We start from the raw sequence: 22,088 nt of genomic DNA on the forward strand, positions 1-22,088 counted from the left end.
CTCTCTGGGATCATCGCGGCCGTGAGTCTTCGGGAACGCCTGGCCCGCCTGCGGGTCGACACGACACCGCTGCGCGAGTCGCGCGACTTCCGGCTGCTGTTCTGGGCCGGCACGGTCTTCTACCTCGGCGGCATGGTCAGCTACGTCGCGGTGCCGTTCCAGCTCTACCACCTGACCCACTCCAACTTCGCCGTCGGGCTGCTCGGCATCATCGAGCTGGTGCCGCTGGTGGTCTTCGGCCTCTACGGCGGCGCGCTGGCCGACCACGTCGACCGGCGCACCATGGTCCTCGGCACCGGCATCGCCCAGGCCGTGCTGACCCTGGGCCTGGTGCTCAACGCGTCGCTGCCGCACCCGCAGGTGTGGACCATCTACCTCATCGGCGCGATGCTCTCCGCGGCGCAGTCGCTGCAGCGGCCCTCGCGCGAGGCCCTGATCCCGCGCACGGTCCGGCACCAGCAGCTGTCCGCCGCGGTCGCCCTGTCCTCCCTCGGCATGCAGATCGGTCTGCTTGCCGGGCCGGCCCTCGGCGGTGTGATGATCCAGGCGGTCGGCGTGACGTGGTGCTATGCCATCGACGTCACGGGCATGGTCATCGCCTGCCTGCTGTTCGCCCGGCTCGGGCGCTACCCGGCGACCGACCGCAGCAACCCGCCGAGCCTGAAGGGGATCGTCGAGGGGCTGCACTACGCGGTCCGGCGCAAGGACCTCATGGGCACCTACCTCATCGACATCGTGGCGATGTTCCTGGCGATGCCGACGGTGCTCTACCCCGCGCTGGCGGCCACCGTGCTGCATGCGCCGAGCGCCTACGGGCTGCTCATCTCGGTCGGCACGGTCGGCAGCCTGTTGGCCACGGCGACGTCCGGCTGGACCGCCCGGGTCCACCACCACGGGCGCGCGGTGGTCTTCGCGGCCGCCACGTGGGGCGCCGCGGTCGCGCTGGCCGGCCTGACCACCAACCTGTGGCTGGTCCTGGCGTGCTTCGCCCTCGCCGGCGCCGCCGACATGGTCAGCGGCATCTTCCGCGGCACCATCTGGCACCAGACGATCCCGGACTCCATGCGCGGGCGCCTCGCCGGCATCGAGATGCTGTCCTACTCCCTCGGCCCGCTCGGCGGCCAGGCCCGGGCCGGCCTCGTGGCCGACCGCTTCGGGGTGCGCGCCTCGATCACCAGCGGGGGTGTCCTGTGCGTCGCGGGCGTCGCCCTGACCGCGGCGTGGCTGCGCGGGTTCTGGGCCTACGACGCCCGCACCGACGAGCACGCGGTGCACGAGCGCCGGGTCCGGGAGGCGCGCGAGGCCGGCCCCGCGGCGGAGGCAGCCACCTAGAGTGGGCGGGGTGAGCGAGACACCCCGCACCCGCTGGTCCGAGATCGCCGGTGACGTCACCGGCGAGGGGTATGCCGCCCGGTTCGCCGCGCTGGCCGCCTCAGGTCAGGACGTGCACGGCGAGGCGGCGTTCTGCGCGACCCTGCTGCCGCCGCCGGCCCGCGTCCTCGACGCCGGCTGCGGCACCGGCCGGGTGGCCATCCGGCTGGCCGGGCTCGGCTACGACTGCGTCGGCACCGACGTGGACGCCTCGATGCTGGCGGTGGCCCGGCGCACCGCACCCGCCCTGCCGTGGGTGCTCGCAGACCTGGCCACGCTGGACCTGCCGGCCGAGGGCGAGGCCCAGCCCTTCGACCTGACGGTCGTGGCGGGCAACGTGGTGCCGCTACTGGCGCCGGGCACCCTGACAGCCGCGGTGGCCCGCCTGTGCGCCCACCTGGTGCTGGACGGGTTGCTGGTCACCGGCTTCGGCCTCGACGCGGCCCACCTGCCCCCGCGCTGCCCGGTCACCCCGCTGGCGGACTTCGACCGGGCCTGCGCCAACGCGGGCCTGGAACTGGTCGACCGGTTCGCCACGTGGGACCGGGAGCCTTGGCGTGCGGACGCCGGCTACGCGGTCAGCGTCCACACGCTCACGTAGGGCGCCGGCTCAGTCCTCCAGGCCGGCGTCGTCCCAGGCCTTGTCCTCGGCGTCCCACTTCTCGGTGTTCTCCCGGGCGTGCTCGAGCGCGTGTGTGGCGTCGTCCTGGGTCGTGTAGGGCCCGAGCAGCTGGTCGCCGGGGCTCTTGTTGCTGTCGTCCTCGACCGTGCCCTTGTCGACGTTGAACCAGTAAGCCATTGGTCACCCTCCCGTGTGCGCCCGACCGCGGTGGCCGTGCCTAGACTCCACCGTATGCCGCTGACCTACGCAACCGTCGCACCCGGCACGATCAGTCCGCGTCGTCCGGTGCCCGCCTCCATCGCCCGCCCGGAGTACGTCGACCGGCCGGCACCGGCGAAGTACGACGGCCCGGAGGTCAAGGACGCCGAGACGATCGAGAAGATGCGCGTCGCCGGCCGCATCGCCGCCCAGGCCATGGCCGAGGCGGCCAAGGTCATCGCGCCCGGCGTCACGACCGACGAGATCGACCGCGTCGGCCACGAGTTCCTGCTCGACCACGGCGCCTACCCCTCGACCCTGGGCTACCGCGGCTTCCCGAAGTCGTTGTGCACCAGCGTCAACGAGGTCATCTGCCACGGCATCCCCGACGACCGCCGGCTCGAGGACGGCGACATCGTCAACATCGACATCACCGCCTTCATCGACGGCGTGCACGGCGACACCGACGCGACCTACCTGTGCGGCGCCGTCGACGAGGAGTCCCGGCTGCTCGTCGAGCGCACCCACGAGGCGATGATGCGCGGCATCAAGGCGGCCGTCCCGGGCCGGGAGATCAACATCATCGGCCGGGTGATCCAGAGCTATGCCAAGCGATTCGGCTACGGCGTGGTGCGTGACTTCACCGGCCACGGCATCGGCACGGCGTTCCACTCCGGGCTGGTGGTCCCCCATTACGACGCGGCGCCGGCCTACAACACGGTCATCGAGCCGGGCATGACGTTCACCGTCGAGCCGATGCTCAACCTCGGCACCCACGAGTGGGAGATGTGGGACGACCAGTGGACCGTGGTCACCCGCGACCGCAAGCGGTCGGCGCAGTTCGAGCACACGATCCTGGTCACCGACACGGGCACCGAGATCCTCACCCTGCCCTGAGCGCGAGAAAGGACAACGATGTCCCGCACGCACCACCCGCTTGGTATCGACATCGGCGGCAGCGGCATCAAGGGTGCCCCCGTCGACCTCGCCACCGGTGAGTTCGCCGCCGACCGGCTGCGCATCGAGACCCCCGAGCCCTCCACGCCGGAGGCGTGCGCCGAGGTGGTCGCCAAGATCGCCGAGCACTTCGAGGACGCCACGGGCGACTCCCCCATCGGCGTCACCGTGCCCGCCGTCGTCGTTGGTGGCGTCGTGCGCACCGCCGCCAACATCGACCCGTCGTGGATCGGCACCGACGCGGCGCACCTGCTCTCGGACAAGCTCGGCCGGTCGGTCACCGTGGTCAACGACGCCGACGCGGCCGGGGTGGGTGAGCTGCACTACGGCGCGGCCCGCGGCGTCGCCGGGCTCGTCGTCATGACCACGCTCGGCACCGGCATCGGCACGGCGCTGCTCAACCACGGCGTGCTCGTGGCCAACTCCGAGCTCGGCCACCTCGAGCTCGACGGCCACGACGCCGAGAAGAGGGCGTCCTCCGCGGCGCGGGAGAACGAGGACCTGTCCTGGGAGGACTGGGCCCTGCGGCTGCAGCGCTACTACGCGCACCTGGAGGACCTGCTCTGGCCGGACCTCATCGTCGTCGGCGGCGGCGTGTCCAAGAAGGCCGACAAGTTCCTGCCCCTGCTGCACCTGCGCGCCCCGATCGTCGCGGCCCAGCTCGAGAACCGCGCCGGCATCGTCGGCGCCGCCTGGCACGCGGCCAACCCCGGCCACTGACCCGCGAAGGTCAGCGGGCCCGCGTCAGCTCCGCCAGCAGCAGCGGGGCACGGCGCTCGAACAGGCGCGCGCCGAGGCGCACGCCCACGACCAGGTATGCCGCGCCGAGCACGATGGCGAGCAGCAGCGCCACCCAGCCGAGGCCGGCACGCCCACCCCAGACCGCGAACGCGGCCAACACGAGCACGGGGGAGGCCAGCAGCACGGTGGCCGCGCTCGTCACGAGCTGGACCAGCAAGGCCAGGCCGGACGCGCCAGCCGGCGAGGAGAAGGGGTTCTCGCCCGCGGCCGGCACCGGGTAGGGCTTGACCGCGCTGGCGACGCTGGCCAGCCCGAAGCCGGCGAGCAGCATGACGGCAGCGGCCCCGAGCACAGCCGGCCACACGTCGGCGCGCCCGGCCAGCAGAGCCCCCAGGACCGAGTAGGCCGGGACGAGGAGCACGGCCAGCGCGGCGATCGGCACCAGGCGCCCGACCCGGTCGGCGACCCCACCGACCCCCGAGGCGACGTGCGCCCAGAAGGCGGTCCCGTCGTACGCCAGGTCGTTGTGGAGGCTGAAGCCCATCAGCCAGGCCACGGCCGGACCCATGAACAGGACCAGGCCACGGCCGTGACCGCCGATGAGCGAGGGCAGGACCATGGCCAGCGGCAGGAAGGGCAGGATGCCCACCGCGCTGATGTAGCGCGGGTCGCGGCGCCAGTAGGTCAGGGTGCGCGCCACGACGGCACCGGTGGGGGTCGCCGGCAGCCGGGCGAACCAGCCCAGACCGGTATGCACGGTGCCACCGCCGCTGCTCACCCGCGGCTCCTCCGCGGCCCGCTGCAACGCACGCGACCACCAGAGCAGCACCAGCGCCAGGACGGCCGCCGCGAGCAGGAGCCGCTGCACGGCCGTCGCGAGGTGCCCGCTTCCGGCGTCACCCCCGGCCGCCCACGGCAGCCCGAGCGGGGTCCACGCCACGACCGCCACGACGCGGTCGGTGACGGCACCCCACGAGCCGGCCCGTTGCGAGACCACCGACACCGTCGGTCCGACCACGATGGCGGCGAACACACCCAGCGCGGCGCCGACCTCACGGCCACGGCGGCTCTCCAGCAGCGCGGATGCCGCCGTGGTCACGGCGCGGCTGAGCGCGACGCAGGTCAGCAACCCGATGACCGCCCCGGCGAGCGCCACCGGGACCGCGGCGACGGTGCGGGAGTACGTGATGACGGTGGCGAGGCACAACAGCGCGCCCGCAGCGCCGGGCACGCCGACCAGCCCGGCCAGCAGGCTTCCGAGGACCATGTCGCGTCGCGGCACGGCGAAGGTGGCGAACCGGGCCGGGTCCAGGGTCTGGTCCACCCCGAAGACGAGCAGGGGGACGAGCACCCAGCCCACCATGAACGCGGCGCCGGCGATGACGACGACAGCGCGGGCGGTGCCCGGGTCGGCGGCGAAGCGCAGCGCGACCAGGCCGGCGACCGCCAGGCCGACGAGGAACAGCGCGTAGAGGGCTCCCAGCACCATGCCGACCAGGACCGCCGTGCTGCGCCGCAGGCTGTTGCGCAGCAGGGTGAGCTTCAGCCGGAGGATGGACGCAACCACGCCAGCGCCTCCCCCACGTCGGTGCGCCCGCCGACCAGCTCGACGAAGCGGTCCTCCAGCGAGCTGCCGCCCCGGACCTCCTCCAGCGTGCCGGCCGCCCGGATCCGTCCCGCCGCGACGATGGCGACGTGGTCGCACACTCGCTGGACCAGGTCCATCACGTGGCTGGACAGCACGACGGTGCCGCCGGAGCCGACGTAGCCGGCGAGGATCTGCCGGATGGTTGCCGCCGACACCGGGTCGACCGCCTCGAACGGCTCGTCGAGGACGAGGACGCGCGGGGCGTGCACGAGGGCACTGGCCAGGGCGACCTTCTTGGTCATGCCCGCCGAGTAGTCCACGACCAGCGTGCTGGCGGCCTCGGCCAGGCCAAGGGCTTCCAGCAGCTCGCGCGCACGCGAGGTGACCACGTCGCGCTCCATGCCCCGCAGCAGCCCCGAGTAGGTCACCAGCTGCTCGCCGGTGAGCCGGTCGAACAGGCGCAGCCCGTCGGGCAGGATCCCCACCAGCGCCTTGGCCCGGACGGGGTCGGCCCACACGTCGACGCCCAGCAGGTGCGCCGAGCCGGCGTCCGGGCGCAGCAGGCCGGTCGCCATCGACAACGTGGTCGTCTTGCCGGCGCCGTTGGGGCCGACCAGGCCGTAGAAGGAGCCGCGCGGCACGTCCAGGTCCAGCCCGTCCGCCGCGGTGGTGGCCCCGAACCGCTTGGTCAGGGCGCGCAGGCTCAGGGCGGCGTCGGGGTCCGGCGGGTGGGGGTCCATGACGGCGACGCTAACAACAAACCCCTGTCCGCTCAGGGGTTTTGACCGACCGTGGCCCGTCGCCCCGGGCCGGCGGTGGGTCGGCGCCCGTCGGCCCGAGGCCCCGTGAGGGTCAGCCGATCTCGCGGGGCGACCCTCCCGCGAGGTCGACCACCTCCATGCCCTCGGGGCCGAAGCTGCTCACGTGGTGCAGGTACAGCGCGCGGCCCACCTCGCTCAGGGTCGCGTCGTGCACCGGCACGGCATACCGGGGGGCGACGCTTCGCACGAAGGCGAGCGTGTCGCGCACCGCGCACCACGGCGCGGACAGCGGCAGGGCGAGCACGTCGACGTCCCCGGGCTCGACGTCGTAGGCGTCGCCGGGGTGGAACAGGCTCGGCTCGCCGTCGGCGCGCAGGACGACACCGGTGTTGCCGACGCGCGGCACCCGGTCGTGGTTGACGGCGTGCAGCTGCCCGACCGGGGTGACCTCGACCGGGCCGACGCGCGTCGGCTCACCGGGGACGAGGTGCTGCGCGGCGATGTCGGACTCCAGCAGCACCTCGGCGGTCTGGGCCTCGACCAGCAACCGCGCACCCGGGTTGAGCTCGAGCAGCCGCGGCAGGCGCTCGACGTCGACGTGGTCGTTGTGCTGGTGCGTGACCAGGATGGCGTCGAGGTCGGCCAGCTCCTCGAACCCGGGGCTGAAGCAGCCGGGGTCGATGAGGATCCGCTGGTCAGCGGTCTCCACGAGCAGGCACGCGTGTCCGAGGTGGGTCAGTCGCATGCCGGCAACATAGCGCCGACCTCAGCCGGCACGGGCGACCCGGCCCCGGTGGGGCCGGACCGGCGTGACGTCCATCCGGGCGGTCAGCCTCAGCTCGACCTCCCGCTCGAGCTCGGCCATCCGCGCACACGCACACTCCTGGCCCGGCGCTGCGGCGTCGCAGTGCGCCGTCCCGGGTTCCGTGGCGTGGCACCGGCCCAGCTCGAGCTCCCTGCGGACCCGGGCCAGCTCGACGAGCAGCTCCCCGTTGCTCAGAAGACTGTTGCTCAGCAGACGGTGTTCCTCAGGCATCTGCGCGACCTCCCCGCAAGCCGCCGCCGGGCGGCCCTGTCTCCCGAAAGTAGGCACCCTGAAGGAGGCCAACCTCCCCCAGACGTCCTAGGACAGGACGGGGCCTACGCCTGATGACGTAGGCCGCGCCGGCGCCTCCCCCAGGCGCCGCTCGATCTCCGCCTCGATGGCCAGGAGCCGGTGGCAGGTGCACCCCGGACCGGGATCGGCCGGCATGCGGGCACGGTCGATCTCCAGGGTCGGGCAGCCACGCCGCTCGGCCCGGGCACGCTCCCGGCCGAGCTCCAGCAACAGCTGGTGGTTGTCGAGCAGGGCAAGGTCAGTACGCACGTCATCGCCTCCCACGAACACGTGTCCCCGAAGTCCCGCCCGTCGGCAGTATGTCCCCCGGGACCGGCGCGCCACCGGCGTTTGCGCCAACTTCACCGACCCTTGGGTCCTCGTTGCCGTGCCGGCCGCGTAGTTACAGTGCCGGGATGCGGGTGGGACTCCTGGTGGGGCTGGCGCTGGGCACGGTGGTGCTGGCGGGCTGCAGCGGCACGGCGACGAGCTCGACGCCTGTCTCCTCGCGGGCAACCTCGCCGGCCTTTCCCCCCGCCGCGAACCAGGCCACCTCCGCCGCGACGTCCCCTGGCACTGGCGCCTCACCGTCGACGGCCCCTCCCCGCCAGGCGGTCCCCCGGCTCGACCACGTCGTGGTCGTGGTGATGGAGAACCACACCGCGATCGCGGTCCTGGGCAACCCCGATGGGCCGTTCATCAACGGCCTGGCACGCACGGGCGCCACCCTCACCCAGTCGTATGCCGTGGCGCACCCGAGCCAGCCCAACTACCTCGCGCTGTTCTCCGGTTCCACCCAGGGCGTGGCCAGCGACCGCTGCCCCCTGACCTTCAGCGGGCCCAACCTCGCGACGTCGCTGCGGGCCGCCGGGCGCACGTTCGCGGGGTACTCCGAGGACCTGCCCTCGGCCGGGTTCACCGGCTGCAGGGCCGGGGACTACGCGCGCAAGCACAACCCCTGGGTGGACTTCACCACCGTGCCGCCCGCGGCGAACCAGCCGATGACCCGGTTCCCCACCGACCCGGCGAGGCTGCCCGCCGTGGCCTTTGTCGTGCCCAACCTCGCGCACGACATGCACGACGGCACCGTCACCGAGGGAGACGCCTGGCTGGCCGGCCACCTCGGCGGCTACGCGCAGTGGGCTCGCACGCACAACAGCGCCCTCGTCGTGACCTGGGACGAGGACGACGACAACCACGACAACCGCATCGCCACCCTGGTGGTCGGCGCCCACGTGCGCCCCGGACCCTACGCCGGGCGCGTGGACCACTACCGGGTGCTGCGGTTGCTCAGCGACGTCGCCGGCGCCCGCCCGGTGGGCCGGGCCGTCGGGGCTGCACCGCTGACCGGGATCTGGGACGGTTGAGGCCGAGGAGGTCGACATGACACCGCAGGAGCTGCTGCTCGACGCGTTCGGTCGCGTCCGGGACGGGGTCGCGGACCTCGTGACCGGGATGACGGCAGAGGAGCTGGCCTGGCGGCCCGGGCCGAAGGCGAACCCGGTCGCGTGGCTGGTCTGGCACCTGACCCGCATCCAGGACGACCACGTCGCAGGGGTCGCCGGTACCGACCAGGTGTGGACCACCGGCGGCTGGCACGAGAGGTTCGCGCTGCCCTTCGACCGGCGGGACACCGGCTACGGCCACGACGCCGACCAGGTCGCCGCGGTGCGCCCCGCCTCGGGTCGCCTGCTCGCGGACTACCACGACGCCGTGTACGCCCGGACGGTCCGCTTCCTGGGCAGCCCGGAGGCAGCCGACCTGGACCGCGTCGTCGACACGAGGTGGGACCCGCCGGTGACCCTGGCGGTGCGGCTGGTCAGCGTCATCGGGGACGACATGGCCCACCTCGGGCAGGCGCAGTACGTCCGAGGGCTCCACGCCGCGCAGTGAAGCCAGCCAGCGGCGTCGACGGGGCCCCCATGGACGTCCGGACGCACGACAGCCCGTCGCGCAGGGCGCGACGGGCTGTCGGGGTGACCGGGCTCAGCGGTGCCGGTAGACGAGTCGTCCGCGAGTCAGGTCATAGGTGCTGAGCTCGACGACCACTCGGTCCTCCGGCATCACACGGATGCGGTGACGCCGCATCCGGCCGGACAGGTGGGCGAGCACGTTGTGACCGTTGCTCAGCTCGACCCGGAACATGGTGTTCGGGAGGCTCTCGGTAACGGTGCCCTCGACCTCAACAGCGTCAGTCTTCGTCTTCGACATGCACGATCCTTCCGGTAGGCGACGCATACGTCCCCGGACTCCGGGGAGCAGGCTCCGGTGCCACCGCGAGGACCCGGGCGAACCGGTCCGGCGACACTCAGCGCGTTGACCCGTCGATGCCGGCCGGCGGCGGGGACCACAACCAGGCCCGGCAGACGGAGGCGGACCGAGATGGTCCGCGCACAGGACATAACACCACAGCCGGGGCCGTTGTTCCCGGATCAGGCGCCGTGGCCCACCTCACGTCTGCCTCCGGCAGCCCGCCGGCTGGGCGGTCCCTGACCGTCTCAGGCGGCAGCCGGGGCGGAGACCCGCTCGGCCTCCCGCGCCACGAGTCGCAGGACCGGCCGGCCCATCGCCGTGACGAACGGCCCCACCAGCGCCCAGTAGCGCTGGAAGTGCCGGCGCGCCTCGTCGTCGGTGCACCGCACCCGCACGTCCGTCACGAGCACCGACCCGCCCGGGCCGTACGGCATCACGGTGAAGCCCCAGGCGCCGACGGCGCACCCCGGTCGGCGCAGCTCGCGGAACTCCTCCGGCGTCCAGTCGATGCGCCCGTACCCGCGCTCCCACCAGCGCCCGACGAAGCCCAGCACGAGCTCCTCCCCCGGCTCCTCGGCCAGCAGCTGGAACCCGCCGTCCTCGGCCACGAGCTGCTCGAAGCCGAACCGCGCGGGCACGGTGGCATCAGCCGCCCCGGGCCGGACGACCCGGTCGAAGAGCGCCCGCGCCCGGTTGGGCACGGCGACCACGGGCGACTCGAGGAAGTCCACCCGCCGGATCGCACCGAACGTCGCCTCCGGCGGCGCCTCGACGACCCGCGCCAGCGCCACCCGGCGCTCCCAGGTCCCGAGCTCGTTGTCGATCAACATGACACCCTCACCGGTCGGCCACACGTGTGCGGCCCAGCCTGTGCCGGGGGCGGGACCCGACCCAGTGCCGGAGGTCCCGCCGGCTACCGCGCGGCGGTCTCGGTCCGGGCCGTGACGGTGAGGCGCGCCTCCAGGAAGGCGACCAGCTCGGCATACCGCGCGGACCAGTCGCCGTCGGAGACGTCGAGCGTCAGCGTTCGCACCGGCAGGGAGGGCAGCAGCGCCAGCTCCACCTCACGCCGGTGGCGCATGAACTCGACCAGCCCGTCGAAGCCGTCCAGGCCGTGGGCCAGCCCATAGCCCTGCCCCACGTGGTAGTCGATGACGAAGTCCAGCCACTCCGGTGGCCGCTGCGCCGCGGCCGCCGCCAGGACCGGGGCGGGATCCCCGGCGTCGAGGTGGACAAGCAGGGGGTCCAGCGGTGCCGCGGCCTCCGCCAGGGCACGCACGTGAGAAGCGAGCTCGGCGGCCGGACGGTCGTGCCGGGCGAGCAGGGCACACACCGGGTTCTGCAGGAACACGCACTCCACGAGGTAGACCGCCTGCTCGTCGCGGACCTCGTCGGCGAAGCGCCGCCAGCTGTCCTGCAGCACACGGGTGTGGACCTGCGGCGGGACGTCGCCGTCGTAGGCGTCCAGGGCACGCAGCCGCTCACGCAGACGGGCCGGCCAGTGCGCCCGCTCGCGGTCGCGCACCAGCCACACCTCGTCGCGACGTTGCGCAGCGCACGCCAGCTCGCTGCGCTCGTCGGGGAAGTCCGCCAGCACCTGCTCGAGCTGGGCGCCGGTCAGGACGGCCACCTGCTCGAAGTCGACGGGGTGGTCGGTGCGGCCCTCGGCGTATCGCCGGGCCGGCACGCCCCGCTGCACCAGCCAGCCCTCGACGAACGCCGACGCGGTGGACTTGCCCGACCCGGGCAGCCCCTCGACCATCACCAGCTGGGCCACGGCCCACTCCCCTCGTCTGCCTCGACGCGCCACCGTAGTGGTGGGGCGCGCGCCCAGGCGGGGAAGTGGTGGAGAGGTATGCCGTGTCGCGGCCGCGCGATCGCCCGGACCGGTCAGTCGCAGGCGCCCGGCGGACGGCCGGAGGTGCTCAGATCGCGGAGCGGGCCAGCGGAGTGGTGCGCCCGCAGGTCGTGCACGTCGCGTGCCAGCCGGCGGAGGTCCGCACGGTGGTCAGGGAGAAGGGGCTCTTGCACGCCGCGCAGTAGCGCGCGACGACACGGCGGAGGCGCAGGGTCTGGGTGCGGGTCTGGGTCGAGGGAGCCATGCCAAGGATGGTGCGCACAACCGAGGAGCCCGCTCTCCACCAGATGACGTAGACGGGCCTGATCAAGGACGGAGGTCCCGGATCGGGTCGGCACCCGGCGACGGACGCTGACTGCACGGCTCCCGGCGGCTTTGCCAATCACGGCCTCCGCCGCAGGGGATCCGCGTAGATTGACTGTGCGTCTACAGGGGGAATCGCACATCGGCAGCGGTCGGTGACCGCGCGAGGACAAGGACGACGATGACCGAACCGAGCCAGGCCCCGCTCCAGCCGCCCGCGGTCGTGCCCGGTGAGCCGGTCCTGACACTGACCGCCCCTGCGCCGCCCCAGCCGGTGGCCGCAACCGCCGCCCCGCGGCTCGCACCAGCGGTGGAGCCCGCAGCCCTGCCCGGCCTGGACGCCAAGGTCGACGCCTACCTGGGCTCGCTCATGGCCGCCGCACCGCGGTCCCCGGAGTTCACGGCCAAGGCCACCGACGTGCGGACCATGGGCGACGAGGACATCCGCCGCACCGCCGAGACCTCCAACCGGCTGCTCAACTCACCGGTGCGGGCGATGAAGGAGGGAGGGCTCAGCGAGGGCTCCAAGGTCGGGTCCACGCTGCTCGAGCTGCGCCGCACCGTGGAGGACCTGGACCCGAAGCAGGCCCAGGGTGCCCGCCGGCTGCTCGGCGTCATCCCCTTCGGCGACCGGATGACCGACTACTTCCGGCGCTACCAGAGCGCCCAGAGCCACCTCGAGGCGATCCTGCACGCCCTGCGCGACGGGCAGGACGAGCTCGGCAAGGACAACGCCGCGCTGAACCTCGAGAAGCAGCAGCTCTGGGACGCGATGGCCCGGCTCAACCAGTACGTCTACGTCGCCGAGCGGCTCGACTCCCGGTTGGCGGCGGCCATCGCGGACCTGCAGGCCAGCGACCCCGACAAGGCCGCCGCGGTCCGCGACGACGTCCTGTTCTACGTCCGCCAGAAGCACCAGGACCTGTTGACCCAGCTCGCCGTGTCGATCCAGAACTACCTGGCCATCGACATCGTCATCAAGAACAACCTCGAGCTGATCAAGGGCGTCGACCGGGCCTCCACCACCACGGTCGCGGCGCTGCGCACGGCGGTCATCGTCGCCCAGGCGCTGGGCAACCAGAAGCTCGTGCTCGACCAGATCACCGCGCTCAACACGACGACCTCGGACATGATCCAGCGGACCTCGGAGATGCTGCGGGACAACTCGGTGCAGGTGCAGCAGCAGGCGGCCTCGGCGACCATCGGCCTGCCGCAGCTTCAGGCGGCGTTCCAGAACATCTACCAGACCATGGATGCCATCGACACGTTCAAGGTGCAGGCCCTGGACACGATGGCCGCCACCATCGGCACGCTGGAGAACGAGGTCACCAAGTCGAGGGAGTACCTCGACCGGGTGTCCCGCCAGGACGAGCGGATCACCCACGGCTCGCTGGACCTGGGCCTGCCCGGCGGCCGGCGCTGAGCGGCGACACCAGGGAGAACACCGTCATGGCCTGGCTGGGCGACCTGCTGGCACGCATCACCGGTCACCGCGAGGAGGCCGGTCGCGTGGAGCTGCCGCGCGTGCCGACCAGCCAGGACCTTCTGGACTCCCTTGACCGGGTCGAGGCGATGGTGGCCGACGGCGCGGTCCCCGCGGTGGTGGCCTCCCGCGTCGGCCGCGTCTGCGCCACGGTGCGCGACACGATCCCCCGGCTGCCCAGCCTCGGCGCCGGCAGCCCCCAGGCCTACTCGGTCATGGCGACGGCCACGGACTACCTGCCCGAGGCCATCGGCGGCTACCTGCGCCTGCCCCGCGAGTGGGCCGACAGCCGCCCGGTGGACGGCGGCCGCACCTCGCTGATGGTGCTCATCGACCAGCTCGACCTGCTCGGCTCCACCATGGACAAGGTCTTCGACGCCGTATGCCGTGCCGATGCCACAGCGCTCGTAGCGCACGGGCGGTTCCTGGCCGAGAAGTTCGGGCCCGCCGCGGGCGGCGGCGGGCTTGCCCTGGACGCCGGCACCGCGACGCCGCGGGTGCCCGGTGCGCTCGAGCCACCGACCGGGACCGGGCCGGCATGACCCGCACCGTGGACCGGTCACCGACCCTGCGGGAGGCCCTGGACCGGCTCGTCGACGTCGCCGCCGCCGCCGGGGTGGCGGATGAGGTGGCCCGTGCGGAGGGCCTGTCGCTGGCCGCCGCCGTCGCCGAGTCCGCCCCGGGGGCCGCGCCGGCCTGGGCGGCTGTGGCAGGGGATGGCGCCGGCACTCGCGACTTCTTCGATGCCGCGGCGCGTGGGCGCCGCTGGCGCGCGGCGGCCACGGCCACCCTGTCCGGTCTGGCCGCCGAGGGGTCGCCCCACGCCGCCGACTACGCCCTCGCGCTCGCCGACGTCTCGTCGGCGGCGTGCGGCCTGGGCGAGCCGACGATGCGCGTCATCGGCAACGCCTCGGTCGCCGCGGCCGCCCAGCTCCAGGCCGCGGATGTCCGGCCGGCCGCGGATCCGACCACCCGGCATACCGGGGACGTCGCCGCCCGGGCGGAGGCGACAGGCGCCCCGGACCGGAGCGCCGAGCCCGCCCCGGCGCGGTCGCTGGAGGACCTGCTCGCCGAGCTCGACGCCCTGGTCGGCCTGTCCCGGGTCAAGCGCGAGGTGCACCGGCAGGTCGCGCTCATGCGGGTGGAGAAGCTGCGCGCCGAGGCCGGACTGCACAGCCCCACCATCACGCGGCACCTGGTCTTCGTCGGCAACCCGGGCACGGGCAAGACCACCGTGGCGCGGCTGGTGGGCGGCATCTACCAGGCGCTGGGGCTGCTGACCAAGGGCCAGCTGGTCGAGGTCGACCGCTCCGAGCTGGTCGCCGGCTACCTCGGCCAGACCGCGGTCAAGACCGCGGAGGTCGTCTCCTCCGCGATCGGCGGGGTGCTGTTCATCGACGAGGCCTACAGCCTCACCGGGGACCAGTACGGCGAGGAGGCCGTCGACACGCTGGTCAAGGAGATGGAGGACCACCGCGACGACCTGGTGGTCATCGTCGCCGGCTACCCCGCGCCGATGGAGGCGTTCATCGCGGCGAACCCCGGCCTTGCCAGCCGGTTCCGGACCACGATCACCTTCGAGGACTACACCGACGAGGAGCTGCGGCAGATCCTCACCCGGCTGGCCGACGGCGCCGACTACACCCTCGGGCCCGGCTGCGTCGACGCGTTCACCGCGCTGCTCGGCGCGGTCCCCCGCGGGTCCGCGTTCGGCAACGGCCGCTACGCGCGCAACGTCCTCGAGGGCGCGATCGGGCGGCACGCCTGGCGGCTTCGGGACGTCGCCACGCCCACGACCGAGCAGCTGCGACTGCTGCTGCCCGAGGACCTGCGCGACCCCGGCGAGGACGACGCCACGGACACGGAGCCGTCCGCCCCCGACCGGACGTCCGAAACGGCAGGACCCCAGCCAGGAGGTACGCCGTGACGTCGTCCGCGAGCCCCGCCGTCAGCACCGGGAGCGGCGTGCCGGCCGTCCGCGCCGCGGCACCCCCGGCGCCGGCCGGCCACGCCCAACCCGCGCCCGCCAGGCCGACCAGGACCTCCGCCGCCCGGGCCGCGCTGCGCCGCAGGCTGGAGGGCACCCCGGGACGGCTGCGCGTGCTGGCCCTGCTCACCGCCGGGGCGTGCCTGGTGTTCGGCCTCGCGGCCGGCCAGGCGTTCAACGCCACGGACGGCGCGCTGGCCCGGGCCGAGGCCAACACCGCCCAGCTGGTGCGCATCCAGGCCCTGCACACCAACCTCGTCAAGGCCGACGCCAACGCCACCAACGCCTTCCTGGTCGGCGGCATCGAGCCGGCCTCGACGCGGGCCGACTACGACAACGCGATCGGTCAGGCCAGCCGTCTGGTGGCCGAGGCGGCCCGCGCCCAGCCCGCCGACGGCCGGGCGCTCTCCGCGCTCAACGCCCAGCTGGTGACCTACACCGGCTTGGTCGAGCAGGCCCGCGCCAACAACCGGCAGGGCCTGCCGCTGGGGGCGCAGTACCTGCGCAACGCCAGCGCCGGGCTGCGCGCGAACGCCCTGCCCATCGTCAACGCGCTGGTGACCGCCAACCAGCTGCGGGTGCGGGCCGAGCTCGACAACGCCGCCGGCGCCTCGGCGTGGATGCTGGTCGGGCTGCTGTCCCTGGTTGTGCTCGTGTTCGGCATGGTCTGGCTGGCCCGGCGCACCCACCGCTACCTCAACCTGCCCATGGTCGCCGCGACGGTGGCGGTCCTGCTCACCTTCATCGTGGGGGCCCTGGTCCTGGGCGGGGTCCGCGGTCAGGTCGCCGACGTGCGGGACGGCCCGTACGCCGCCACCCTGGCCACCGCCCGGGCGCGGATCGCCGGGTTCGACGCCAAGTCCAACGAGAGCCTCACGCTGATCGCCCGCGGCTCCGGCTCGACGTTCGAGACGGCGTGGAAGGCGTCCTCGGGGGTGGTGCAGGCGCAGGCCCGCCAGGCGGCCGGCCACTCCTCGCGCGCCGGCGGGCTCTCGGACCCGTGGGCGCACTACGCGCGCATCCACGCCTCGATCCGCGCGGTCGACGACGCCGGCCGGTGGGACGACGCCGTAGCCATCGCGACCGGATCCGGCGCCAACACCTCCAACGCCGCCTTCGACGCCTTCGACACGGCCTCCTCCCGGGCCCTCACAGCAGTGGGCCGGGACACGGCCGACGGGCTGTCGGCGCCGCGGCCCTACCTGCCCTTCGCCGGTGCGTTTGGCCTGCTCGTCGGCCTGCTCGGCGCGCTGGCCTGCTGGTGGGGCGTCAGCAAGCGGCTGGAGGAGTACCGATGAGCGCCCCCCGCGCGACGCACCACCGTCTCGGCGTGCTCCTCGCCCTCACCGGTCTGCTCGCCCTGGCCGGCTGCGGTTCGGCCGGTGTCTACGCCGACACCCCTGTGCCGTCGCCCAGCCGGACCGCCACCACGGCACCCTCTCCCTCCCCCAGCACGTCCGCGCCGGCCTGCGCGAACCCGTTGGCCTCCTACGCCCCCGCCGCGACCGACCCGCTGGCGACACCGGCGGGCAGCACGATGGCCCGGATCAAGGCCCGCGGCCGACTCATCGCCGGGGTGTCGGCCGACACCCTGCTGCTGGGTGCGCGCAACCCGGTGAGCGGGCGGATCGAGGGCTTCGACATCTCCATGCTGCAGGCGGTCTCCACCGCCTTGTTCGGCAGCCCCGACCACATCGAGCTCAAGGTCATCACCGCCGGCCAACGCATCCCGAGCCTGCTCGACGGCAGCGTCGACATCGTCGCGCGGGCCTTCACGATCAACTGCGACCGGTGGCAGAAGGTCGCGTTCTCGACCGAGTACTACCGCGCCGGCCAGAAGGTGCTGGTCCCCCTCGGCTCGACGGCCCGCTCGATGGGCGACCTCAAGGGCAAGCGGGTCTGCGCCCCGAACTCCTCGACCAGCATGGACAAGCTGCGCACCTTCGCCGGCGTCATCCCCGTCGGGTCGGACACGCACACCGGCTGCCTGGTGCTCTTCCAGCAGGGCAAGGTCGACGCCATCACCGGCGACGACACCGTCCTGGCCGGCCTCGTCGCCCAGGACCCGTATGCGCGGGTGGTCGGGTCCGCCTTCACCGCCGAGCCCTACGGGCTCGGGATCTCCCAGGCCCACCCGGACCTGGTGCGCTACGTCAACGCGGTGCTCGAGAAGATGCGCACCGACGGCCAGTGGGCCGCGGCATACAACACCTGGCTGCGGGCTGCGCTGGGCCCGGCCCCCACCCCGCCGGCCCCGGTCTACGGGCGGCAGCCGTGACGGCGCCCACCGTGGCCAGCACGGCACCGGAGCCGGTCGGCCGGCTCGGCGTCCCCATCGCCGCGCAGGATGCCCTGGCCTACCTCGACGCCCTCGGCGCCTGGCGGGACCAGCGCCGGGCCGAGCTCGCCCACCTCGACGAGGCGGCGCTGGCCTCCCCCGAGCGAGACGCGCTCACCGGGGACGTGCAGCTGTCGATGGCGCTGTGGCAGTCGGTGTCCGAGCGCTACGACCTGCTGGTCACCACGTGGGACTCGGGCCGGGCCGGGGTCGCCGAGCGGGAGCGGCTCTCCGCCCTGATCTGGGGGCGCCTCGACACCACCGTCGACCCGGCAACGACCGGCCGGCGGCTGCCGGCCGGCGGGCTCAGCGTCTCGCTGCCGGAGGCCTGCCGCCTCTCCGACGCCCTGGTCGGCGCGCTGCGCACCCGGCTCTCGCTCGACCCGGTCCAGGCCGACCTCGCCGACCGGCTGCGCCAGCTGCGCGCCCAGGTCGAACGGGTGCGTGACCTGGTCGGCGAGGAGCCGGCCGGGCCCTCCCACGACGGGGCCACGCGCCGGCTGGCCACGCTGGACGCCACGGTCACCGACCTGGTCGGGGACGCCCAGCGCGGCGCCGACGTCGGCGGCCGGGTCCCCGGCGCCGAGGTCGAGGCGGCCCGCCTCGAGCGCGACCTCATCGTCGGCGCCGCCACCCGCCGGGCGGCCCGACGTGACGCCGCCCGCGCCCGCACCCAGCGGGCAGAGCTGGAGGCCCGCGGGCAGGCCCTGCGCGCCCTCGCCGACCGGTGCGTGGCCGAGCTGCGTCCGGCCCCGCGCCTGGCCGTCCCCGACGTCGCTGCGCTCGGGCCCGTCCCGGAGGACGCGGCGGCGGTGGACGCCTACCTGGCACGGCTGGACGCGGTGGGCCGCGCCCTCACCCAGGCGCACACGGCCTACCAGTCGGCGCTCGACGAGCGCGACGAGCTGCTCGGACGGCTGGAGGCCTACGGTGCCAAGGCGGCCGGCTCGGGCCTTCGCCCCGACGCGGCCGGGGACCTGGCGGAGCTGCGGCGACGGGCCGTGGACGAGCTGGGCAGCCGGCCCGCAGACCTCGAGCGCGGCCGCGCGCTCGTCGCGGCCTACCAGGCCTACCTGGGCAGCCGCGCCGAACACGGAGGGACGCCGTGAGCACGATCCCCTGCACCCAGCCCGGCTGCACCGGCCAGGTCCTCGACGGCTACTGCGACGTGTGCGGCTCCCCTGCCGCGGCCGGCGTGGTCAGCGCGTCAGCCGTCGCCGGCGCGGCGCCGGTGGTGTCCGCGACCTCGGCGGCCGCCCAGCCGGCCGGCCTCGCCCCGTCACCGTCGGCGGTCTCCCGCGCCTCCAACCGGCTGCCCTCCTCGCCGCTCGGCTCCGCCCGGGCCAACGGCGGCACCCACGTCACCCGCCGGGTCGGGACGTCCTCCACGCGGCTGCGCGGGGCCCGGCTCGGGGCGGGGCTGACCACGGTGCCGCCGGTGCCGGCGGTCGACGCCGCTGCGGCGATCATGGTCGACCCGCAGGTACCCGAGGACCGGCGCAACTGCCCCAACTGCGGTGCGGCCGTAGGTCGTTCGCGTGAAGGGCACCCCGGCCGGACCGAGGGCTTCTGCCCGCAGTGCCGGGCGCCCTACTCCTTCACCCCCAAGCTGCAGCCCGGCGAACTCGTCGGTGGGCAGTACGAAGTGGTCGGGGCGCTGGCCCACGGCGGCCTCGGCTGGATCTACGCCGCCCGCGACAAGAACGTCTCCGACCGCTGGGTGGTGCTCAAGGGCCTGCTCAACTCCGGCGACCCGGACGCGCTGGCCGCGGCGATCGCCGAGCGGCAGTTCCTCGCCCAGGTCGAGCACCCGCTCATCGTCGAGATCTACAACTTCGTCACGCACCGCGACGCCGGCTACATCGTCATGGAGTACGTCGGCGGGACCTCGCTCAAGGCGCTGCTCAAGGCCCGGATGCGGGCGGCCGGCGGGCGCTACGACCCGATCCCGGTCGACCAGGCGATCGCCTACCTCGTCGAGATCCTGCCGGCGTTCCAGTACCTGCACGACCTGGGCCTGCTCTTCTGCGACTTCAGGCCGGACAACATCATCCAGGTCGGCGACGCGGTCAAGCTGATCGACCTCGGCGGGGTGCGCCGCGCCGACGACCTCGACTCCCCGATCTACGGCACGGTCGGCTACCAGGCCCCCGAGGTGCCCACGGTGGGCGCCTCCGTGGCCTCCGACATCTTCACCATCGGGCGGACCCTGGCCGTGCTGGCGATGGAGCTGCGCGGCTACCAGTCCACCTACGTCGCGTCCTTCCCGCCGGTGGAGGACACGCCGCTGTTCCAGCACCACGACTCGTTGTACCGACTGCTGGTCAAGGCCTGCGCCCCCGAGCCGGCGGACCGGTTCGCCACCGCGGACGAGCTGCGGGTCCAGCTGCTCGGCGTGCTGCGGGAGGTCGTCGCCGAACGCGCCGGGTCCGGCGCCGCCACGCACTCCGCGTCCTCCCTGCTGTTCGACGTGCCCTCGGCCGCCGGCGAGACCCTGGACTGGCGACAGCTGCCCGCGCTGCGGGTCGACGACGGCGACCCGATGGCCGGCTGGCTGCGCACCGTGAGCGTGGAGGAGCCGGAGGCCCGGCTGGCCGTCCTGGCACGGGCGCCGGAGCCCTCGGCCGAGGTGCTCCTCGCGACCGCCCGGACCGCGCTGCGAGCGTCACGCTTCGACCTGGTCGACCGCGCGGTCACCGCGCTGCTCACTGAGGACCCGTGGGAGTGGCGGGCGGTCTGGCTCTCCGGCCTGGCCGCCCTCGCCCAGGACGACCCGGCGACCGCCCGCAGCGCCTTCAACGCGGTCTACGGCCAGGTCCCCGGTGAGCTGGCCCCGAAGCTGGCCCTCGCCCTGGCCTGCGAGCTCAGCGGTGAGGCGGACGTGGCCGAGTCGCTCTACACCACCTGTGCCCGCACCGACGCCAACTACACCGCGCCTGCGGCGTTCGGCCTGGCCCGGATCCACACCGCCCGGCACGACCTCGACGGCGGCATCGCGGCGCTCGACCTCGTGCCCCCGACCAGCCGGGCCTTCCCGCAGGCGCGACGCCTGCGCGCCGGACTGCTGGCCGGCTCGGGGCGGGGGCTGGCCGCCCTCGCCGAGGCGATGGGCAGCATCGACGCGGTCAGTGTCGACGCGGCCGACCGGTTCGGCCTCACGGCGACCGTGCTCGGGCTGGCCCTGAAGGAGGTCATCGACCACGGCGAGCGTCCCGACGTGCTCATCGACGGCATCCCGGCCCGGGAGCGCGCCCTGCGGGCCGGCCTCGAGTCGGCCTACCGGCACCTGGCCGGCGTGACCGAGTCCCGTGAGGAACGCGTGCGCCTCGTCGACTCCGCCAACCGGACCCGGCCGTGGACCACGTGGTGACCTGCCCCGCCTGCCACAGCGAGACCGCCCCGGACGCGCGGTTCTGTGAAGCGTGCGGGCACGAGGTCAACCCTGGTATGCCGGTCGCGCCCGTCCCGGACGCGGTGGATACAGCCAGCCCGCTGGACTCGGTGCGGGTGGCGCCGCCCGCACCTGCCTGCGCCGCCTGCGGTGGGGTCGTCGCTGAGGACGGCTACTGCCAGACGTGCGGCACCCCGGCGGTCAAGCCGCGCGACCACTTCCGCGAGCAGCCGGCACCGTGGGTGGCGGGGGTCTGCGACCGCGGCATCCGGCACCACCGCAACGAGGACGCCATGGCCCTGGCGGCCGACGCGGCGGCCGCCTCGCGGGCCCTGCTGGTGGTGTGTGACGGCGTGTCCTCCTCGACCGACTCCGACCGCGCCAGCCTGGCTGCGGCCCGGGCGACCCGGGAGGTGCTCACCGGCTCCCGGCCACGCGGTGCCGGCACCGTGGCCGCGCGCGTCGCCGCCACGGCCGGGCTGCTCGAGTCCGCGGTGGCCGCCGCCAACGCGGCGGTCATCGAGTCGACCACCGTCGCCCGCGGGGAGAACCCGGCCGCCTGCACCTGGGTGGCCGCGGTGCTCGACGCGGAGCTGCTCGTCGTCGGCTGGGTGGGTGACAGCCGGGCCTACTGGCTGCCCGATGCCGGTCCCGCCACGGCCCTGACCGTCGACGACTCCTGGGCCGCCGAGCAGATCGCCCGGGGCGTCCCGCGACGCGAGGCCGAGGAGGGGCCGCAGGCCCACGCGATCACGCGCTGGCTCGGGGTCGACGCGCCCGATCCGACGCCGAGCCATGCCAGCCGTGAGCTCGAGGGCCCGGGGTGGGTGCTGGTCTGCTCGGACGGCCTGTGGAACTACTGCTCCGAGGCCGAGGACCTGGCGGCACTGGTCCGCCGGTGCGCGGCGGTCCGGTCGCCGTCCCTCGCGCCGGCCGGCATCGCCCCGGACGTCACCATCCCTGAGCCCGACCCGGTCGCCGACCGCGATCCAGAGCCGGTTGCCAACCCTGATGCCGACCCGCTGGCGCTGGCCGAGGAGCTCGTCGCCTGGGCCAACGCACAGGGCGGCCACGACAACATCACCGTGGCCCTGGCCCGTGTGGGGTCGCCATGACCGCACACCCGCTGACGCCGCGGCCG

The 22,088-nt window shown here is 74.1% G+C and carries 24 protein-coding genes; 14 read left to right on the forward strand and 10 right to left on the reverse strand.

The window, feature by feature from the left end:
* Positions 1 to 1,332, forward strand: a 1,332-nt coding sequence (locus tag ACXVGS_RS04350; protein ID WP_458538169.1) for an MFS transporter, incomplete at its 5' end; no start/stop codon positions are given.
* Between the two features lie 10 nt (positions 1,333 to 1,342).
* Positions 1,343 to 1,972 carry a class I SAM-dependent methyltransferase gene (locus ACXVGS_RS04355; protein ID WP_458528342.1) on the forward strand — a complete coding sequence of 210 codons (630 nt, stop codon included), beginning with the start codon at positions 1,343 to 1,345 and terminating at the stop codon, positions 1,970 to 1,972.
* A 9-nt stretch (positions 1,973 to 1,981) separates the two neighbouring features.
* Here the strand turns inward: ACXVGS_RS04355 and ACXVGS_RS04360 are convergent, their stop codons facing one another.
* Positions 1,982 to 2,170 carry a methionine aminopeptidase gene (locus ACXVGS_RS04360; RefSeq protein ID WP_458528343.1) on the reverse strand — a complete coding sequence of 63 codons (189 nt, stop codon included), beginning with the start codon at positions 2,168 to 2,170 and terminating at the stop codon, positions 1,982 to 1,984.
* A 54-nt stretch (positions 2,171 to 2,224) separates the two neighbouring features.
* On the opposite strand from ACXVGS_RS04360, the gene map reads away from it, so the two are divergent.
* Both map and ppgK read left to right on the forward strand, forming a co-directional pair.
* Complete coding sequence (gene map / locus ACXVGS_RS04365) at positions 2,225 to 3,088, forward strand: type I methionyl aminopeptidase (RefSeq protein WP_458536665.1); 864 nt, start codon at positions 2,225 to 2,227, stop codon at positions 3,086 to 3,088.
* Positions 3,089 to 3,106: 18 nt separating this feature from the next.
* The gene (gene ppgK / locus ACXVGS_RS04370) at positions 3,107 to 3,868 is read left to right on the forward strand and encodes a polyphosphate--glucose phosphotransferase (protein ID WP_458528344.1); all 762 of its coding nucleotides are present in this window, start codon (positions 3,107 to 3,109) and stop codon (positions 3,866 to 3,868) included.
* Between the two features lie 10 nt (positions 3,869 to 3,878).
* Here the strand turns inward: ppgK and ACXVGS_RS04375 are convergent, their stop codons facing one another.
* The 5 genes from ACXVGS_RS04375 to ACXVGS_RS04395 all read right to left on the reverse strand — a co-directional run bounded on the left by ACXVGS_RS04375 (position 3,879) and on the right by ACXVGS_RS04395 (position 7,604).
* Positions 3,879 to 5,456 (reverse strand): hypothetical protein, encoded by a 1,578-nt coding sequence (locus tag ACXVGS_RS04375; RefSeq protein WP_458536666.1) that lies wholly within the window; start codon positions 5,454 to 5,456, stop codon positions 3,879 to 3,881.
* On the reverse strand, positions 5,432 to 6,217 hold the full coding sequence (locus ACXVGS_RS04380; RefSeq protein WP_458528346.1) for an ABC transporter ATP-binding protein: 786 nt from the start codon (positions 6,215 to 6,217) through the stop codon (positions 5,432 to 5,434). Before ACXVGS_RS04380 ends, ACXVGS_RS04375 begins: the two co-directional genes overlap by 25 nt.
* A gap of 112 nt (positions 6,218 to 6,329) precedes the next feature.
* The gene (locus ACXVGS_RS04385) at positions 6,330 to 6,983 is read right to left on the reverse strand and encodes an MBL fold metallo-hydrolase (protein ID WP_458528347.1); all 654 of its coding nucleotides are present in this window, start codon (positions 6,981 to 6,983) and stop codon (positions 6,330 to 6,332) included.
* 21 nt (positions 6,984 to 7,004) lie between these two features.
* Positions 7,005 to 7,274 carry a hypothetical protein gene (locus tag ACXVGS_RS04390; RefSeq protein ID WP_458528348.1) on the reverse strand — a complete coding sequence of 90 codons (270 nt, stop codon included), beginning with the start codon at positions 7,272 to 7,274 and terminating at the stop codon, positions 7,005 to 7,007.
* 87 nt (positions 7,275 to 7,361) lie between these two features.
* The gene (locus ACXVGS_RS04395) at positions 7,362 to 7,604 is read right to left on the reverse strand and encodes a hypothetical protein (RefSeq protein ID WP_458528349.1); all 243 of its coding nucleotides are present in this window, start codon (positions 7,602 to 7,604) and stop codon (positions 7,362 to 7,364) included.
* Positions 7,605 to 7,750: 146 nt separating this feature from the next.
* Here ACXVGS_RS04395 and ACXVGS_RS04400 point away from each other — a divergent pair, with 146 nt between their 5' ends.
* On the forward strand, positions 7,751 to 8,701 hold the full coding sequence (locus ACXVGS_RS04400; RefSeq protein WP_458536667.1) for an alkaline phosphatase family protein: 951 nt from the start codon (positions 7,751 to 7,753) through the stop codon (positions 8,699 to 8,701).
* A gap of 16 nt (positions 8,702 to 8,717) precedes the next feature.
* Complete coding sequence (locus ACXVGS_RS04405; protein ID WP_458528351.1) at positions 8,718 to 9,227, forward strand: mycothiol transferase; 510 nt, start codon at positions 8,718 to 8,720, stop codon at positions 9,225 to 9,227.
* A gap of 93 nt (positions 9,228 to 9,320) precedes the next feature.
* Here the strand turns inward: ACXVGS_RS04405 and infA are convergent, their stop codons facing one another.
* The 4 genes from infA to ACXVGS_RS04425 form a co-directional block, all read right to left on the reverse strand.
* The gene (gene infA, locus ACXVGS_RS04410; RefSeq protein ID WP_141787903.1) at positions 9,321 to 9,545 is read right to left on the reverse strand and encodes a translation initiation factor IF-1; all 225 of its coding nucleotides are present in this window, start codon (positions 9,543 to 9,545) and stop codon (positions 9,321 to 9,323) included.
* Positions 9,546 to 9,832: 287 nt separating this feature from the next.
* Positions 9,833 to 10,417, reverse strand: a complete 585-nt coding sequence (locus ACXVGS_RS04415; RefSeq protein WP_458528352.1) for a hypothetical protein — start codon at positions 10,415 to 10,417, stop codon at positions 9,833 to 9,835.
* An 83-nt stretch (positions 10,418 to 10,500) separates the two neighbouring features.
* Positions 10,501 to 11,364 carry a hypothetical protein gene (locus ACXVGS_RS04420; protein ID WP_458528353.1) on the reverse strand — a complete coding sequence of 288 codons (864 nt, stop codon included), beginning with the start codon at positions 11,362 to 11,364 and terminating at the stop codon, positions 10,501 to 10,503.
* Positions 11,365 to 11,512: 148 nt separating this feature from the next.
* Complete coding sequence (locus tag ACXVGS_RS04425; RefSeq protein ID WP_458528354.1) at positions 11,513 to 11,689, reverse strand: hypothetical protein; 177 nt, start codon at positions 11,687 to 11,689, stop codon at positions 11,513 to 11,515.
* 240 nt (positions 11,690 to 11,929) lie between these two features.
* Here ACXVGS_RS04425 and ACXVGS_RS04430 point away from each other — a divergent pair, with 240 nt between their 5' ends.
* Genes ACXVGS_RS04430 through ACXVGS_RS04465 form a run of 8 tightly spaced genes read left to right on the forward strand, consistent with a single transcriptional unit; the run spans position 11,930 to position 22,062 of the window.
* Entirely contained in the window at positions 11,930 to 13,171 is a 1,242-nt protein-coding gene (locus ACXVGS_RS04430; protein ID WP_458528355.1) for a toxic anion resistance protein, read from the forward strand.
* Positions 13,172 to 13,197: 26 nt separating this feature from the next.
* Positions 13,198 to 13,773 carry a hypothetical protein gene (locus ACXVGS_RS04435; protein ID WP_458531109.1) on the forward strand — a complete coding sequence of 192 codons (576 nt, stop codon included), beginning with the start codon at positions 13,198 to 13,200 and terminating at the stop codon, positions 13,771 to 13,773.
* A complete protein-coding gene (locus tag ACXVGS_RS04440) occupies positions 13,770 to 15,158 on the forward strand; it encodes an AAA family ATPase (protein WP_458536668.1) in 1,389 nt (462 codons plus the stop codon). The genes ACXVGS_RS04435 and ACXVGS_RS04440 overlap by 4 nt, the downstream gene beginning before the upstream one ends.
* The gene (locus ACXVGS_RS04445) at positions 15,155 to 16,516 is read left to right on the forward strand and encodes a hypothetical protein (RefSeq protein WP_458536669.1); all 1,362 of its coding nucleotides are present in this window, start codon (positions 15,155 to 15,157) and stop codon (positions 16,514 to 16,516) included. Before ACXVGS_RS04440 ends, ACXVGS_RS04445 begins: the two co-directional genes overlap by 4 nt.
* Positions 16,513 to 17,496, forward strand: coding sequence for a glutamate ABC transporter substrate-binding protein (locus ACXVGS_RS04450; RefSeq protein ID WP_458528359.1), 984 nt, complete (start codon positions 16,513 to 16,515; stop codon positions 17,494 to 17,496). The genes ACXVGS_RS04445 and ACXVGS_RS04450 overlap by 4 nt, the downstream gene beginning before the upstream one ends.
* Positions 17,493 to 18,665: a hypothetical protein gene (locus ACXVGS_RS04455; RefSeq protein WP_458528360.1), complete on the forward strand. Its 1,173-nt coding sequence runs from the start codon at positions 17,493 to 17,495 to the stop codon at positions 18,663 to 18,665. The genes ACXVGS_RS04450 and ACXVGS_RS04455 overlap by 4 nt, the downstream gene beginning before the upstream one ends.
* Positions 18,662 to 20,926, forward strand: a complete 2,265-nt coding sequence (locus ACXVGS_RS04460) for a tetratricopeptide repeat protein (protein WP_458536670.1) — start codon at positions 18,662 to 18,664, stop codon at positions 20,924 to 20,926. Before ACXVGS_RS04455 ends, ACXVGS_RS04460 begins: the two co-directional genes overlap by 4 nt.
* On the forward strand, positions 20,911 to 22,062 hold the full coding sequence (locus tag ACXVGS_RS04465) for a PP2C family serine/threonine-protein phosphatase (RefSeq protein ID WP_458531104.1): 1,152 nt from the start codon (positions 20,911 to 20,913) through the stop codon (positions 22,060 to 22,062). Before ACXVGS_RS04460 ends, ACXVGS_RS04465 begins: the two co-directional genes overlap by 16 nt.
* The last annotated feature ends 26 nt before the right edge of the window (positions 22,063 to 22,088 follow it).

The organism is Oryzihumus sp. (assembly GCF_054325275.1).